The following is a 14,346-nucleotide window of genomic DNA, read 5'->3' on the forward strand; positions in this document are numbered from 1 at the left end:
GTGCTGGTGCAGGGCAACGTTTGCCATATGACAACGCCAATCACTCAGGATGCCGTCCGCCTCACAGGCCCTTGGGGCTCCCTCACCGTGCAGCGACAGGGGGCGACGGTGTCGTCCTGGCAACCGGGTGGTGTCGAGCGGTTGTTCACCAGCCGCGACGCCGACCTCACCCAGGGCCGGATGTGGCACGGCGGCATCCCCCTCTGCACACCGTGGTTCGGGCAGGCGGTCGGCAGCGGCTGGACCGTCCCGTGGGGCCACGGCCTGGTGTCGCGCACGCGGTGGGAAGTCGTCGACTCCTTCGCGGACGCGACGGGGGCGCGGGTGGCGCTACGCACCGACGCGACGGCGACCGCGCACCTCCAGGGCACGGAACGCTTCCCCCGCGACCTCTCCTACCGCCTCGACGTCACCGCCGACGAGAAGGCCCTCACCCTGACCCTGACGATCGCGAGCCCCACCGCCGATGCCGTCGTCGACGCCGTCTTCCATCCCTACTTTGCGACGGACGCGCGGGAGGAGACGATCGACAGCCTCGCAGGGATCCCGTTCCACGACTACGCGACGGGGACCGACGGCGTCGACGCCGCGCCCGTGCCGGCCGCCGGACCCGTCGACCGCGTCTACGCCGGGGCGCGGTCGGTCACGCTCCCTCACGCGGGACTCTTGCTCGACGGCGCGGGCGCGGACACCGTCGTGCTGTGGAACCCGGGACCGGGCAGCCCGAAGGTCCCGGATGAGGAGTGGGCAGGCTTCGTGTGCGTCGAGTACGGCGCCCTCGGGCGCCGTATTCCCGCGGGCGAGACGATCGAGGTCGGCCTCAGCCTGCGGATCGCGGCCTAGCGGCCCAGCCGCTCCGCCTCGGCGCCGATCGTCGTGTCGTCGCCGTGACCGGTGTGGACCACGGTGTCGTCGGGCAGCGCGAAAAGGCGCGCCCGGATCGACTCTTCGATCAGTGGACGGCTGCTGAACGAGCGCCCGGTGGCGCCGGGGCCGCCGTTGAACAGTGTGTCGCCGGTGAAGACGCAGCCAAGCGTCGGCGAGTACAGGCACACCGCACCCGGCGCATGGCCCGGCGTGTGCAGGACCTGCAGCGTCGCGGGGCCCACGGCGAACTCCTGCCCGTCGACGAGGTCGTGGTCCCAGCGTCGGTCCGGGTGCGTCAACCGCCAGACCGGCTCGTCGGCCGGGTGTAGCCAGATGGGCGCACCCGTGCGGTCGGCGAGCTCCGGGGCGAACCGGACGTGGTCGTCGTGCGCGTGCGTGCACACGATGGCCAGCACGCGACGGCCACCGACGGCATCCAGGATGGCGTCGACGTCGTGCGGGGCGTCGATGACGATCACCTCGCGGTCGTCGCCGACGATCCAGACGTTGTTGTCGACGTCGAACGTCTGTCCGTCCAGCGAGAAGGTTCCGCTCGTGACAGCGTGCGTGATGGTCACAGCAGCACCACCGAGCGCAGCACGTCGCCGCCGTGCATCTTCTCGAAGGCCTCCTCGACGTCACCCAGGCCGATCTCCTCGGTGACGAAGGCGTCGAGGTCCAGCCGGCCCTGGCGGTAGAGGTCGACGAGCATCGGGAAGTCCCGCGACGGCAGGCAGTCGCCGTACCAGCTGGACTTCAGCGCCCCACCGCGGCCGAACACGTCGATCAGCGGGATGTCGGGGACCTTCGCGTCGGGGTGCGGAACGCCGACGAGAACCACGGTGCCCGCAAGGTCGCGGGCGTAGAAGGCCTGCTTCCAGGTCTGCGGGATTCCGACGGCGTCGATCACGACGTCCGCGCCGAAGCCGCCCGTGAGCTCGCGGATGGCCTCGACGGCGTCAACCCGGCCGGAGTTGACGGTGTGCGTGGCGCCGAGATCCGTCGCCCGCTCGAGCTTCCTGTCGTCGAGGTCGACGGCGATGATCGTGCCCGCGCCGGCGAGCGCCGAGCCCGCGATGGCCGCGCAGCCGACGCCGCCGCAGCCGATGACCGCCACGGACTTTCCGCGTGCGACACCGCCGGTGTTGATGGCTGCGCCGAGGCCCGCCATGACGCCGCAGCCGAGCAGGCCGACGGCGGCCGCGCGCGCCTCCGGGTCGACGAGGGTGCACTGGCCGGAGTGGACGAGCGTCTTCTCCACAAAGGCCCCGATGCCGAGCGCCGGGCTGAGCTCGGTGCCGTCGGCGAGCGTCATCTTCTGCGTGGCGTTGAAGGTCGAGAAGCAGTACTGGGGTTCTCCGCGGCGGCACGCGCGACAGTCGCCGCACACCGCGCGCCAGTTGAGGACCACGAAGTCACCGGGCTTCACGTTGGTGACACCCTCGCCGACCGCTTCGACGATCCCCGCCGCCTCGTGGCCGAGGAGGAACGGGAACTCGTCGTTGATCCCGCCGTCACGATAGTGGAGGTCGGTGTGGCACACGCCGCATGCCTGGATGGCGACGACGGCCTCACCGGGCCCGGGGTCCGGGACGATGATGGTTTCGAGTGTGACCGGGGCGCCCTTGGCGCGGGCGACGACGCCTTTGACTTCCTGCATGGATGCCACCTTAGTGGTGTGTCCCGGTGCTGAGATGCTGTTTGGCGGCCTTGGGGCGGATGCATCGCAAGGCCGACGAAGGAGTGCTACGTGGCGGTCCCGCGACTGAGGAGAACGAAGCGAGGCGCCGCATCCATTGCTGCAAGAGGGCGTCTCCGCTCCGGGACGCCCCACTCGACGGCCCCGCGGGGCTCGTCAAGGGGGTGGAGGGTATCTTGGAGGGCCAACACAAGGAGGGACCGAGATGGGCACAGCGTTGATCGTCGTCGACGTGCAGGTGGACTTCTGCGAGGGCGGCGCCCTCGGCGTGAAGGGAGGCAATTCCGTGGCCACCGCGGTCGCGGAACTCCTTTCCGGCGATCACGGCTACGACCGCGTGGTCGCCACGCGGGACCACCACATCGACCCGGGCTCCCACTTCTCGGACGATCCCGACTACGTCGACAGCTGGCCGAGGCACTGCGTCGTCGGTACGCCCGGCCAGGCGCTGCACCCGGCGCTCTCCTCCTTCACCTTCGACGCGATCTTCGACAAGGGCTCCTACGAGGCGGCCTATAGCGGCTTCGAGGGCACGATCGGGGGCCATTCGGACGGCGATCGCCTTTCCGCCTGGCTGCGCCTGCACGACATCACGAAGGTGGACGTCTGCGGGATCGCCACCGACTACTGCGTGCGCGCCACCGCCCTCGACGCCGCCGCGGAGGGCTTCGCCACCCGGGTGCTCGTGGGCCTCACGGCCGCTGTCCACCCGGACAACGTCCCGGCGGTCGTCGTGGAACTCAACGAGGCAGGCGCCACTGCGGAATGACACAAGACGGGTGGCGCCCGGAGGCACCACCCGTCTTGTGTACGTCGTGAGTCAGCTCACTCGGCCGGCTTCGTGGCGGAGACGTCCACCGCGACGCTCGGGCTCATGGTCGCGGAGAAGGCGACCTTGCGGAGGTAGCGGCCCTTCGACGCCGACGGCTTCAACCGCAGGACCTCCTCGAGCACCGCGAAGTAGTTCTCCGCGAGCTGCGCGTCCGCGAACGAGGCCTTGCCGATGATGAACTGCAAGTTCGCGTGACGGTCGATGCGGAACTCGATCTTGCCGCCCTTGATGTCGGACACGGCCTTGGCGGTGTCCATGGTCACGGTGCCGACCTTCGGGTTCGGCATCAGGCCACGGGGGCCGAGGACGCGGCCGAGGCGGCCGACCTTGCCCATCATGTCCGGGGTGGCGACGACGGCGTCGAAGTCGAGGTAGCCGCCGGCCACCTTCTCGATCAGCTCGTCGGTGCCGACCTCGTCGGCGCCCGCGGCGCGCGCCGCCTCAGCCTTGTCACCGGCGGCGAAGACGAGGACCCGTGCCGTCTTGCCAGTGCCGTGCGGAAGGTTGACCGTGCCGCGGACCATCTGGTCCGCCTTGCGGGGGTCGACGCCCAACCGGAGGGCGACGTCGATGGTCTCGTCGAACTTCGCCGTTGCCATCTCCTTGACGAGGCGGATGGCCTCCTCGGGGCTGTAGGCCTGCGAGCCGTCACGCTTGTCGGCGGCGGCGCGGTATGCCTTGCTGTGCTTCATTCTGGTTCCTTAGTTCTCGCCGGACCGGGGCCCGGACACCAGTCGTGGTGTGGGGAGCACTCCCCTGCCACTCGTTCTTATGTGTGTGTGATTCAGTCGTCGATCGTGACGCCCATCGAGCGCGCGGTGCCCTCGATGATCTTCATGGCGGCCTCGACGTCGTTCGCGTTGAGGTCAGGCAGCTTGGTGTTGGCGATCTCGCGGACCTGGTCCTTGGTGAGCTTGCCCACCTTGGTCTTCAGCGGGTTCGCGGAGCCGGACTGCAGGCCTGCGGCCTTCTTGATCAGCTCGGCGGCCGGCGGCGTCTTCGTGATGAAGGTGAACGTGCGATCCTCGTAGATGGTGATCTCGACGGGGATGACGTTGCCGCGCTGGGACTCCGTCTGGGCGTTGTACGCCTTGACGAACTCCATGATGTTGACGCCGTGCGGACCGAGAGCGGTACCGACCGGCGGCGCAGGGGTAGCTGCACCAGCGTTCAGGGCGACCTTGACGAGGGCCGCGACCTTCTTCTTGGGAGGCATGGGTGGGTCCTTTACCTGTGTGGATGGATGAGCCCGCAAGGCGGGCGATCGCCAATCCTAGACGACCTTCTCGACCTGCTTGAATTCCAGGTCGACGGGGGTCTCGCGGCCGAGGATCTCGACGAGGGCCCGCAGTCGGGAAGTGTTGGCGTTGATCTCGGTGATCGTCGCGTGTACCCCGGTGAAGGGGCCGTCGACCACCATGACGGAGTCGCCGACTGCGAAGTCGACAACCTCGACCTTCCTCTTCCGCGTCGCGGCGGCACCAGCCTGGGCGGCATTCACCTTCGCGACCACGGACGGGGTAAGCATGTGGAGGACCTCGTCGATGGACAGCGGCACGGGCTGCTGTCCCTGTCCGACGAAGCCGGTCACGGAAGGGGTCTGCCGAACGACGCTCCAGGAGTTGTCGGTCAGCTCCATCCGGATCAGGACGTAGCCCGGCAGCACGCAGCGGGTCACCGTCTTGCGCGCGTTGTTGCGGACCTCGACGACCTCCTCCGTGGGGACGATCGTCTCGAAGATGTAGTCCTCCATGTTGAGGGTCTGGGCGCGAGAGTCCACGTTCTGCTTCACGCGGTTCTCCATGCCCGAGTACGTGTGGATGACATACCACTCGCCGTACTTGCTCTCGAGCTCCTGGCGGAGTTCCTCGACGGCCACCGCGAGGGCGTCGTCCTTGTCGAGGTCCTCCTCGGCCTCGTCGAGCTCGGGCTCGGGGTCCTCCGTCAGCGCGACGGTGTCTTCCTCCTCCGCGGGAGCGACGCTCAGGTCGCCGAGGTCGATCTCGATCTCATCGGAGGAGGTCTCCTCGATGTCACCGAGGTCGATCTCGAAATCGTTGTTGTCCGCGTCAGTCATCGCTTATCAGCTCCCAAAGATCTTCAGTAGGCCCCAGCCAAAGGCGTAGTCCATGAGGCTCACGATCGCGATCATGATCAGGACGAAGACCAGCACGGCCGAGTACATCTTGACGGTCTCCGGCCAGGTGGGCCAGACGACCTTCTTCAGCTCGCCAGCCGATTGCCGGACGAACTCCGCGGGATTCTTTGCCTTGTACGGATCCTCGTGCGCCTTCTCGGCCTCGCTGCGCTTGCGCGTGGCGTGGTCCTTCTTGCGAACAGGCGCCTTCGCGGTCGTGCGTGCGATCGCGGGGGCCGCGGCCAGCTCTTCCTCGGAAAACTCCTGCTCGAGTTCGGCGATCGTCTCGTCGACGGCGTCCTCGGGGGCGATTTCGGGGTCGCCGGAGCCTGCCGGCTGCTCCAGCTCGTCGCGCGACTCGTCGCTCACGCTGGATTCCTTCCCTCGACAAACAAAATGCCTCCGGCCATGGCCGGTAGGCGCGGTGCAGGTGACCGAGAAACTCGGCTACCTCGCAGGGCAGGAGGGACTCGAACCCCCAACCTGCGGTTTTGGAGACCGCTGCTCTGCCAATTGAGCTACTACCCTTGGGCGGTTTTCCGCTGCCCGTCTCGGCGTGTTTCGCGCACGCTCCGACCATGGCAACTTGTTACCGGTTCGCCCAACTATAGGCGGTTTCGGGCCACGAGTCGAACCGAGGGAGGGGTCGTCCCGGGGGCGCAATCGTCGGAAACGCTCACGCGAGGGAGTCGACCCAGGCGCGGTGCAGGTCGGCGTAGCGACCGCCACCGAGGACGAGGACGTCGGGGCGTCCATCCTCGACGATCTCGCCATGCTGCAGCACGAGGACGCGGTCCGCGATCTCCACGGTGGAGAGGCGGTGCGCGATGATGACCGCCGTCCGGTCCGCGAGCACGGTCGACAACGCGGCCTGGACAAGGCGCTCGCTGGGGATGTCGAGCGAGCTGGTGGCCTCGTCGAGGATCAGCACGCGCGGGTCGGCGAGCAGGACACGCGAGAACGCGACGAGTTGCCGCTGCCCCGCGGACAGCCGCGAGCCGCGCTTACCGGTGTCCGTGTCGTAGCCCTGGGGAAGCGCCGAGATGAACGCGTGCGCGCCGACGGCGGCGGCCGCAGCCTCGACCTCCTCGCGCGTGGCGTCAGGGCGGCCGAACCGGATGTTGTCAGCGACGGAGCCACCGAAGATGAAGTTCTCCTGAGTCAGCAGCGTCACGTGCCGACGCAGCGTCTCGTCGGCCAACTGGCGGACGTCCACTCCGTCGAGCACGACCGCGCCCCCTTGCGGGTCGTAGAACCGGGCGATGAGCTTGGCGATCGTCGTCTTGCCCGCGCCGGTCGTCCCGACGAGGGCAACCGTCTGGCCCGCAGGGATGTTCAGGCTGAGGTCGGGCAGCACGGTGACGCCCTCGACGTAGCCGAAGCTCACGCCGTCGAACTCGACCCTGCCGGGAGCATTCGTCAGCGGCGTCGGTGAGACCGGGTCGTCGACCGCCGGCTCCTCGGCCATCACCGACGAGATCTTCTCGAGCCCCGTCAACGCCGACTGCAGTGTGGAGATGAACTGGCTGAGGTCCTGCATCGGGTCGAAGAACATGCGCACGTACAGCACGAACGCGGCCATCGTGCCGATGCTGACGCTGCCGCCGATGGCGAGGTAGCCGCCGGCCAGCACCACGAACACGATGCCCAGGTTTCCGATGAACTGGATGCCCGGCATCGCGCGAGCGAATACGCGCATGGCGCGCACGTTGGCGTCGCGATAGTCGAGGGCGACCTGCTCGTAGATCTCGGCCGAGCGCGGCTCACGCCGGAAAGCCTGGACAGCCTTGATGCCGGTCATGGTCTCGATGAACTGGACGATCACCAGCGCCGAGCGCGTCCGCACCGCACGGAACTCGCGGGTCGAGGCGCGGGCGAACCAGCGCATCGCGAGAACGAGCAGCGGGTAGGTGAGAAAGGCGACGAGCGCGAGCCGCCAGTCGAGCGTGAGCATGATGATGCTGGAGCCGATGATGGTCAGCACCGCGATCACGACGACGTCGATGCCCTGCAGCACCAGCTCCTGCACGGCCTCCACGTCGCTGGTCATGCGCGAGATGGCGCGCCCGGACGTGTACTGGTCGTGGAACCCGATGTCGAGTCGCTGGAACTTCGCGAACAGGCGCCGGCGCAGGTCGAGCAGGATGGCGTTGCCGACCCTTCCCGAGCGCCGCAGGAAGACGACGCGGGCGACGATCTGCACAAGGATCGCGACGCCCATCATGACGAGGCTGGGCACGAGGACCGCGGTGTCGCCGGTCAGGCCGTCATCGAGGACCCGCCGCACGAAGACAGGGATGACGAGGCGCGCGCCGGCCTCGACGACCACCACCGCGACGAGGAAGAGCAGCCACGCGCGCCACGGCCGGATCAGTTCGAGGAGGAGGGCGCGTGACGGGGCCCGCAAGCCGACCGATGCATCCGCCTCGTCGGTCGCCTCCTGCGTGACCCCTCTCCAGGACGGGGTCTGCTGCGCATCGCTCATCGTTCCCATCCAACCCCTGACGAGTCCCGACGGCAAACCGCGATCACCCGGCGTGAATGATCAAGGGGGTCGTTCAGCACGCTCCCCGCGCGGTCAGTCGCGTCCGACGAGCCCGTGCTCGTAGGCGGAGACGACGACCTGGACACGGTCCCGCAGCCCGAGCTTGCGGAGGATCGCGCCCACGTGCGACTTCACCGTCGACTCGGACATGTAGAGCCCGGAGCCGATCTCTGCGTTGGAGAGCCCGCGCGCCACAAGGCCGAACACCTCGCGCTCGCGGTCGGAAAGACCGTCGAAACCCGACGGCGGCTCCGGGTCGCCGCGGAAGGTCCCGTCGAGCAGCGCGGCCAGGTCCTGCGGCGCGAGGACGGCGTTGCCCGCGTGGACGGTGCGGATGGCGTCGGCCAGCATCTCGGGCGTGATGTCCTTCAGCAGGAATCCGCTGGCGCCGTGGCGGATGGCGGTCGCCGCGCGGTCGTCGAGGTTGAACGTGGTCAGGACGAGCACCTTGAGCGGATGCCGGCGCGGACGTGTCGGGTCGAGGAGGCGACGCGTGGCCTCGACGCCATCCATGTCGGGCATGCGGATGTCCATCAGGACGACGTCGGGGTGCACCTGATCGGCGACGGCGACGGCCTCGACGCCGGTTCCCGCCTCCCCAACGACCTCCATGTCCGGATGCACGGCGATCATGACCTTGATGGCCGCGCGGAAAAGACTCTGGTCGTCGACGAGGAGCACTCGGATGGGCGGGTTCACGTGGGGTTTCCTCCTCGGTCGCGCAGCGGCAGCCACGCGGTGGCGGTGACGACCTCGCGCCCATCGACATGATGCCGGCTGAGGTCGAACGTGCCGCCGACCGCCGCCAGGCGGTTGGTCATTCCGGGCACGCCGGCACCACGGTATCCCGCCGGGACCGTCGGCTCCTCATCGGGGACCGCGTTTCGCACCTCGATGCCGAGCCTGTCCGCCCAGACCCTCGTCACGACGATGGGCGCCTCGCGGTCGCCGTGGCGCAGCGCGTTGGTCAGCATCTCCTGCAGCACGCGGTAGGCGACCATCTCCAGCTCCGGCGGCAGCGCGCGCGGCTGCCCCATGGTTTGCAGCTGCAGCTGCGCGCCGCTGGCGGCGACGCTGGCCAGGAGCGCGTCGAGGCCGCCGTCGGGAGCCTGGGCCGCCGGCTCGCCGTCGCGCACCTGGCCCAGTAGCTCTCGGATCTCGCGCAGCGATCGCCGCGAGGAGTCGGCGATGGCGCGCATGCTTTCGTGCAGCTGCTCGGTGTCGTCGAGGTACTGCGACGCCTGGGCCTGCGCGAGGATCACCGCGAGCGAGTGGCCGACGACGTCGTGCACGTCGCGCGCGAGTTGCGCGTTGCGCGCCTCGACGGTGGCCAGCTGCGCCTGCCTGCGCTCCTCCGCCTCCGCGACGGCGCGCGCCTCCTCTGCGGCGACTGTCCGGGACCGCTGCGCCTCGCCTGCCTCGCGCATGCGCAGGACCAGCCCTATCGTCCACGGGATGGCCAGGGGCGCGAGCGTGACGAGCACGGAAAGCAGCCGCCACCCCTCAAGCCCCATGATGAAGGGGCGCAGCCCATTCGCCATGCCGGTCTCGGAGACCCAGATGAGGAACAGCCCGGTGCCCGCCACGATCGAGAGCCCCGAGAGGGCGACCGTCCACACGTGGCCGTGGCGCGCGGACTGGAACACCACCCACATGGCCGTCAGGAGCAGCGGAATCATCGGCAGCGGACTGTGGGAGAACGCCGCGACCGCGAGCGGCCACACCAGCAGCCCTGCGGCGAGCGGGTACCTGCGCGCGAGCAGCGTGGGCAGCAGCGGCGCGAGCGCCAGGATCCACTCCAGTGGGTACTCCCCCATGCCGGACTGGGAGAGGGCGAGCAGCGCCGCCACCCCGACGACGACGGCAGGCACCCAGGTGGGGATCTGCCGCGTCGCCGTCATGCGGGCCAGCCTAGCTGGGTGCAGTTCGTTGGCTTCGACACGGGCGCTCGTGCCTCACGGCCCGGCTCAGCCGGCTTGAGTCAGCCGGCGATGGTGTCGTCGGCCGATAGCAGCTCGCGGTACTCGGGGACCGTCGCAAGCAGATCGTGGTGCGTGCCCACGTGGGCGATCCGGCCCTCGATCAGCATCGCGACCTTGTCGGCGAGCAGCACCGTCGAGGCGCGGTGGGCGACGACGATGCCCGTCACGCCCACGAGCGTCGACTTCAGCGCCTCCTCGACCTCCGCCTCCGTGTGGATGTCCAACGCGCTCAGGGTGTCGTCGAGGACGAGGACGCGCGGCTTGACCAGGATGGCGCGGGCAAGCGCCAGGCGCTGCCGCTGGCCGCCCGACAGGCTGAGACCCTGCTCGCCCAGCCGCGTCTCCAAGCCCCACGGCAGGTCGTGGACGAACTCGGCACGGGCGACGCGCAGCGCCTCCTCGATCTCCTGTTCGGTTGCCTCGGGGCGGCCGAGGGTGAGGTTCTCACGCGCGGACATCGAGAACAGGATCGGGTCCTCGAAGGCCGTGCCGATCAGGCTGCGCAGCTCGACGAGGTCCAGCTCACGGATGTCCACGCCGTCGAGCAGGATCTGGCCGCCGGTGACGTCGACCAGCCGCGGCAGCAACGAGACAAGCGTCGACTTGCCGGAGCCGGTGCCGCCGACCAAGGCGACCGTCTCGCCGGGCGCGATGTCGAGGTTGACGTCAGTCAAGGTGTCCGCTTCGGCATCGGGGAAGCGGTAGGTGACGCCGCGCAGCTCAAGCCGGCCGCCGATGTCCGCCGGCTCGACCTCACCGGTCACGATGCTGAGCGGCGCGTCGAAGACCTCTGCGACGCGATCGGCCGCCGTGGCGGTCTCGCGCGCGAAGGACAACAGCCAGCCAAGGCTGCCCACCGGCCACGCCAGCGAAAGCAACAGTGTGACGAACGTCACTGCGGCCCCCAGCGAGAGCGCACCGCCGGCGACCCCGAAGCTGACACCGATCAGGACCACCAGCAGCAGCACCGAGGGGAAGATCTCCAGAAGCGTCCACAGGATCGCCGCCAGGTCCATCCGCTTCACGCCGCTCTCCGCAAGGCGAGAGGCACGGTCGTCGAAGGTACGTCCGACATAGTGCGACCGCCCGAAGGAGCGGATGACGCGCACGCCGTGCAGGGACTCTTCGGCCGCGGACGCGACGTCGCCCGTCTGGTCCTGCACGCGCCGCGCGAGGTGCCCGAACCGCCCCATCAGTGCGAAGGTCACGACGACGACGGGGACGACGAGGGCAAGGACCGCGAGGCCAACCTGCCACAGCGTCGCGATCATAATCCCCAGCACGACGACGATGTGGATCGAGTTCATGAACAAGACGACGATGCCGAAGGAGAGGAACCGGCGGATGGTGCCGAGGTCGCTCATGATGCGCGACAACAGCTGCCCAGACTCCCACGCCTTGTGGAACTGCATCGGGAGCCGCTGCAACTGATCGAACAGGTCCAGCCGGATGTCGGTCTCGATGTAGGACGTGGCCTTCACCATGATCCAGCGACGCAGGAACGAGATGAACGCGTCCAGCGCGCCGACGCCGAGCAGCGCCAGTCCGAACCACAGCACGCCGACCGCGTCGCCCTCGGTGATGGGGCCGTCGACGACCCCGCCGAGCAGCAGCGGGATGGAGATGCTGAGCAGCACCCCCAGCGGCGCCATGGCGAAGGAGAACGCGAACTGGGCCCGGTACCCCTTGATATACGGAAGGAACCGGACGATGGAGGGGCGGCCCGGCTTCGCGGGCGCCAGCTTCGGCATGCGATGACGAGCGCGGTGCATTGCTTCACCCTATCCCGCCGCAGCGACGGCGCCGCAAGCCCGAGGAGACGGTAGTGTCACCGGTCATGACGGACCGGCTGCTCCTCGACCTCGCCGCGGGCATCGACCGCGCGCTTCCCGATGCCGTCGCCCTCCGTCGCGAGATCCACGCCGACCCGCACCTGAGCGGCGAGGAGGAGCCCACACGAGACCTGGTCCAGGACGCCGCCGACTGGCTCGACTGGTCGCCCGTCGCCCACACCGGCGCCTGGGCAAGGCAGGGGCCCGAGGGCCCCGCCGTCGGGCTGCGCGCGGAACTGGACGCGCTGCCCATCGTCGAGTCGACGACGGTGCAGTGGCGCTCCGCGCGGCACGGCGTCATGCACGCCTGCGGGCACGACGTGCACCTGGCCGCGCTGTGGGCCGTGCTCGCCGCCGCCCGCGGACTCGACCTGCCCACCGGGCTCATCCCGATCCTGCAGCCGCGCGAGGAGATCACGCCCCCCGGCGCGGCCGACGTCGTGTCGTCGGGGCTGCTCGCCGACCAGGGAATCGAGGCGATGATCGGCGTCCACGTCCAGCCGCAGGTGGAGGCGGGGATCGTTTCCACCGGAGCCGGCGCCGTCAACGCCGCCTACGACTCGTTCGAGATCATCCTGCGGGGCAGCGCGGGCCACGGCGCCTACCCACACCTCGCCGTCGACCCCATCACGACCCTGGCGGCCATCGTCGACGCCGTCGCCGGCCTCCCCGCGCGTGTCATCGACCCGACACATCCGACGGTCGTCTCGTTCGGCCTGATCTCCGGCGGCACCGCGCCGAACGTGATCCCGGACGAGGCCCGCGCCAAGGGCACCATCCGCACGTTCAACGACGCCGACCGGTTCCAGCTGCACCGCACGATCGAGGCGACGGCCGAGGCGATCGCGAGTTCCCGGGGAGCGACGGCGAAGGTGCGGTTCCGCACCGGAGGTCCGGCCCTCGTCAACGACCCGGGCCTCGTGCGTCGGCTCGACCCGATGCTCGCCCGCCTCGGCATCACGGTCGCGGAGACGCCATTCAGATCGTGCGGGTCCGATGACTTCGGCGAGTACGGCCTGGAGGCCGCCTCCGTCATGTGCTTCGTCGGCACGGGAAGGATCAACGGTGCCGGGCTGCACCACGGCTCGTACCTGCCGGACCGCGAGGCGCTGCGCCTCGCGGCGAGGGCCTACGCCGCCGGCTACGTCGCAGCCAGCGGCGCGGTCCTTGCCACTACTTCTTGAGCAGCGAGGCCCAGGTCAGCGGACCGACGTTGCCCGTGGTCGGGATCTTGTTCTTCTTCTGGTAGGCCTTCACGGCCTTCACCGTCTTGGCGTCCATCTTGGAAGTGAGCGACACCTTCCCGCCCGCAGCCCGCAGCTCGACCTGCGCGGCCCTCACCGACGCACCCTTCTGCCCGGGCTTGAGGAGCGGGAGCAGCTTGCCCCACGTCGCGTCGTTCAGCTTGCCGGACGCGGAGAGCTTCGACTTCTTCTGGAACGCCTTGACGGCCTTCTCGGTCTTGGCGCCGAAGATGCCGTCGCGCGCGAGCCCTGCCTTGTTGCGCGAGTTGAGCAGAGCCTGGAGCGTGACGACGGATGCGCCGCGGGAGCCCTTCTTCAGCGTCGGATACTTCGCCGCCGGCTTCTTTGCCGGGGGCTTCGGCTTGGCCGGAGGCTTGGGGGTGGGCTCCGGGGTCGGCTTGGGCGTCGGCGTCGGCGTCGGCGTCGGCTTGGGTGCCGGCGCGAGCGGGGGCGGAGCATCGTCCGGGGTGCCGGGGCCGGCGCCGCTGACGTTGTACCGGTAGAGGTCGTACTTCTTCATGATCCCAATGACCGTTGTCGCGTAGCTGGGATCGGTGGCGTAGCCGCCCCGGTGCACCTGGATCACGAACTGGTCGGGGTAATCGGTGTAGTCGAAAGCGGACGCGTAGCGCGAAAGCGAGGTCAGCAGGCGCCCGTAGTCGAGAAGGGAGTCACCCCAACTGGCGTAGGTGCGGAACTCGTCGACGATGTAGTACTTCGATCCGTCCTTGCGGTACTCCGCGGTGCGCACCGGCACGCAGCCGGTCTGGTACGGCGACTCCTTGGCCGTGCACTTGATGTTGAAGAGCGTGTTGACCTGGTAGACCTTCTTTGTCTCGTTGCCCTCGTCGTCGACGGTCGTGACGGTGTACTCCCCAGCCATCTTCGACCCGCCCCAGCCCGTCTCGAGCGCGGCCATGCCGATGGCCACGGAGGCCGGGATGCCCGTCTTCTTCTCGTTCTTCTGAGCCGCCTTGACCAGCGACGCGATGAAGTCGTCTGTCTTCTTCGACGCCTCGGCAGGCATCACGCCCGCGAGCGCGACGATCATCGCCGTTACAACAGTGAGGGTTCCGAATCTGAACCAGCGCATCCATGTGCCCTTTCGTCATCCCCCGGCAGGAAGGCTAACCGCGGGGTGACGCAGGCACCCAGCCAGGGCTGAGGCTGTGGTTGAGGTTCAGGGTTGATTGCTGCCTAGGGAAGCA

The 14,346-nt window shown here is 69.0% G+C and carries 14 protein-coding genes and 1 tRNA gene; 3 read left to right on the forward strand and 12 right to left on the reverse strand.

Annotation, left to right across the window (positions count from 1 at the left end):
- The first annotated feature begins 27 nt into the window (after positions 1-27).
- A complete protein-coding gene (locus IPJ61_RS12530) occupies positions 28-843 on the forward strand; it encodes an aldose epimerase family protein (protein WP_297107801.1) in 816 nt (271 codons plus the stop codon).
- On the opposite strand, the gene IPJ61_RS12535 is transcribed toward IPJ61_RS12530, so the two are convergent.
- Together IPJ61_RS12535 and IPJ61_RS12540 are read right to left on the reverse strand one after the other, a co-directional pair.
- Complete coding sequence (locus IPJ61_RS12535; RefSeq protein ID WP_297107805.1) at positions 840-1,445, reverse strand: MBL fold metallo-hydrolase; 606 nt, start codon at positions 1,443-1,445, stop codon at positions 840-842. The genes IPJ61_RS12530 and IPJ61_RS12535 overlap by 4 nt on opposite strands.
- Entirely contained in the window at positions 1,442-2,527 is a 1,086-nt protein-coding gene (locus tag IPJ61_RS12540) for an S-(hydroxymethyl)mycothiol dehydrogenase (RefSeq protein WP_297107809.1), read from the reverse strand. The genes IPJ61_RS12535 and IPJ61_RS12540 overlap by 4 nt, the downstream gene beginning before the upstream one ends.
- Positions 2,528-2,771: 244 nt before the next feature.
- Here IPJ61_RS12540 and IPJ61_RS12545 point away from each other — a divergent pair, with 244 nt between their 5' ends.
- Positions 2,772-3,335 carry an isochorismatase family protein gene (locus tag IPJ61_RS12545; RefSeq protein WP_297107811.1) on the forward strand — a complete coding sequence of 188 codons (564 nt, stop codon included), beginning with the start codon at positions 2,772-2,774 and terminating at the stop codon, positions 3,333-3,335.
- Between the two features lie 56 nt (positions 3,336-3,391).
- On the opposite strand, the gene rplA is transcribed toward IPJ61_RS12545, so the two are convergent.
- From rplA to IPJ61_RS12590, 9 genes are all read right to left on the reverse strand, one after another.
- Positions 3,392-4,090: a 50S ribosomal protein L1 gene (gene rplA / locus IPJ61_RS12550; protein WP_297107814.1), complete on the reverse strand. Its 699-nt coding sequence runs from the start codon at positions 4,088-4,090 to the stop codon at positions 3,392-3,394.
- A gap of 92 nt (positions 4,091-4,182) precedes the next feature.
- On the reverse strand, positions 4,183-4,614 hold the full coding sequence (gene rplK / locus IPJ61_RS12555; protein ID WP_297107817.1) for a 50S ribosomal protein L11: 432 nt from the start codon (positions 4,612-4,614) through the stop codon (positions 4,183-4,185).
- A gap of 57 nt (positions 4,615-4,671) precedes the next feature.
- Positions 4,672-5,475, reverse strand: coding sequence for a transcription termination/antitermination protein NusG (nusG, locus tag IPJ61_RS12560; RefSeq protein WP_297107820.1), 804 nt, complete (start codon positions 5,473-5,475; stop codon positions 4,672-4,674).
- A gap of 6 nt (positions 5,476-5,481) precedes the next feature.
- Positions 5,482-5,904: a preprotein translocase subunit SecE gene (secE, locus tag IPJ61_RS12565; RefSeq protein WP_297107823.1), complete on the reverse strand. Its 423-nt coding sequence runs from the start codon at positions 5,902-5,904 to the stop codon at positions 5,482-5,484.
- A gap of 86 nt (positions 5,905-5,990) precedes the next feature.
- Positions 5,991-6,063 (reverse strand) — tRNA-Trp (locus tag IPJ61_RS12570).
- A 148-nt stretch (positions 6,064-6,211) separates the two neighbouring features.
- Positions 6,212-8,020, reverse strand: coding sequence for an ABC transporter ATP-binding protein (locus tag IPJ61_RS12575; protein ID WP_297107826.1), 1,809 nt, complete (start codon positions 8,018-8,020; stop codon positions 6,212-6,214).
- 93 nt (positions 8,021-8,113) lie between these two features.
- The gene (locus IPJ61_RS12580; RefSeq protein ID WP_297107829.1) at positions 8,114-8,779 is read right to left on the reverse strand and encodes a response regulator; all 666 of its coding nucleotides are present in this window, start codon (positions 8,777-8,779) and stop codon (positions 8,114-8,116) included.
- Positions 8,776-9,981, reverse strand: a complete 1,206-nt coding sequence (locus IPJ61_RS12585) for a sensor histidine kinase (RefSeq protein WP_297107832.1) — start codon at positions 9,979-9,981, stop codon at positions 8,776-8,778. The genes IPJ61_RS12580 and IPJ61_RS12585 overlap by 4 nt, the downstream gene beginning before the upstream one ends.
- 80 nt (positions 9,982-10,061) lie before the next feature.
- Complete coding sequence (locus tag IPJ61_RS12590; RefSeq protein WP_297107834.1) at positions 10,062-11,834, reverse strand: ABC transporter ATP-binding protein; 1,773 nt, start codon at positions 11,832-11,834, stop codon at positions 10,062-10,064.
- Positions 11,835-11,887: 53 nt separating this feature from the next.
- Between IPJ61_RS12590 and IPJ61_RS12595 the strand changes: the two genes are divergently transcribed.
- Positions 11,888-13,078, forward strand: a complete 1,191-nt coding sequence (locus IPJ61_RS12595) for a M20 metallopeptidase family protein (RefSeq protein ID WP_297107837.1) — start codon at positions 11,888-11,890, stop codon at positions 13,076-13,078.
- Here the strand turns inward: IPJ61_RS12595 and IPJ61_RS12600 are convergent.
- Positions 13,068-14,231: a peptidoglycan-binding protein gene (locus tag IPJ61_RS12600; RefSeq protein WP_297107839.1), complete on the reverse strand. Its 1,164-nt coding sequence runs from the start codon at positions 14,229-14,231 to the stop codon at positions 13,068-13,070. The two genes, IPJ61_RS12595 and IPJ61_RS12600, sit on opposite strands and share 11 nt — an antisense overlap.
- Positions 14,232-14,346 lie beyond the last annotated feature (115 nt).

Origin of the sequence: Tessaracoccus sp. (assembly GCF_016714275.1) — a bacterium.
GTDB lineage: Bacteria > Actinomycetota > Actinomycetes > Propionibacteriales > Propionibacteriaceae > Arachnia.

What these genes read in the sequence shown, in the direction of transcription:
- IPJ61_RS12545 (WP_297107811.1), top strand. Translation starts at nt 2,772, where the DNA reads ATGGGCACAGCGTTGATCGTCGTCGACGTGCAGGTGGACTTCTGCGAG.
- IPJ61_RS12585 (WP_297107832.1), bottom strand. Translation starts at nt 9,981, where the DNA reads ATGACGGCGACGCGGCAGATCCCCACCTGGGTGCCTGCCGTCGTCGTC.
- IPJ61_RS12575 (WP_297107826.1), bottom strand. Translation starts at nt 8,020, where the DNA reads ATGAGCGATGCGCAGCAGACCCCGTCCTGGAGAGGGGTCACGCAGGAG.
- rplA (WP_297107814.1), bottom strand. Translation starts at nt 4,090, where the DNA reads ATGAAGCACAGCAAGGCATACCGCGCCGCCGCCGACAAGCGTGACGGC.
- IPJ61_RS12530 (WP_297107801.1), top strand. Translation starts at nt 28, where the DNA reads ATGACAACGCCAATCACTCAGGATGCCGTCCGCCTCACAGGCCCTTGG.
- IPJ61_RS12600 (WP_297107839.1), bottom strand. Translation starts at nt 14,231, where the DNA reads ATGCGCTGGTTCAGATTCGGAACCCTCACTGTTGTAACGGCGATGATC.
- rplK (WP_297107817.1), bottom strand. Translation starts at nt 4,614, where the DNA reads ATGCCTCCCAAGAAGAAGGTCGCGGCCCTCGTCAAGGTCGCCCTGAAC.
- IPJ61_RS12590 (WP_297107834.1), bottom strand. Translation starts at nt 11,834, where the DNA reads ATGCACCGCGCTCGTCATCGCATGCCGAAGCTGGCGCCCGCGAAGCCG.
- nusG (WP_297107820.1), bottom strand. Translation starts at nt 5,475, where the DNA reads ATGACTGACGCGGACAACAACGATTTCGAGATCGACCTCGGTGACATC.
- IPJ61_RS12540 (WP_297107809.1), bottom strand. Translation starts at nt 2,527, where the DNA reads ATGCAGGAAGTCAAAGGCGTCGTCGCCCGCGCCAAGGGCGCCCCGGTC.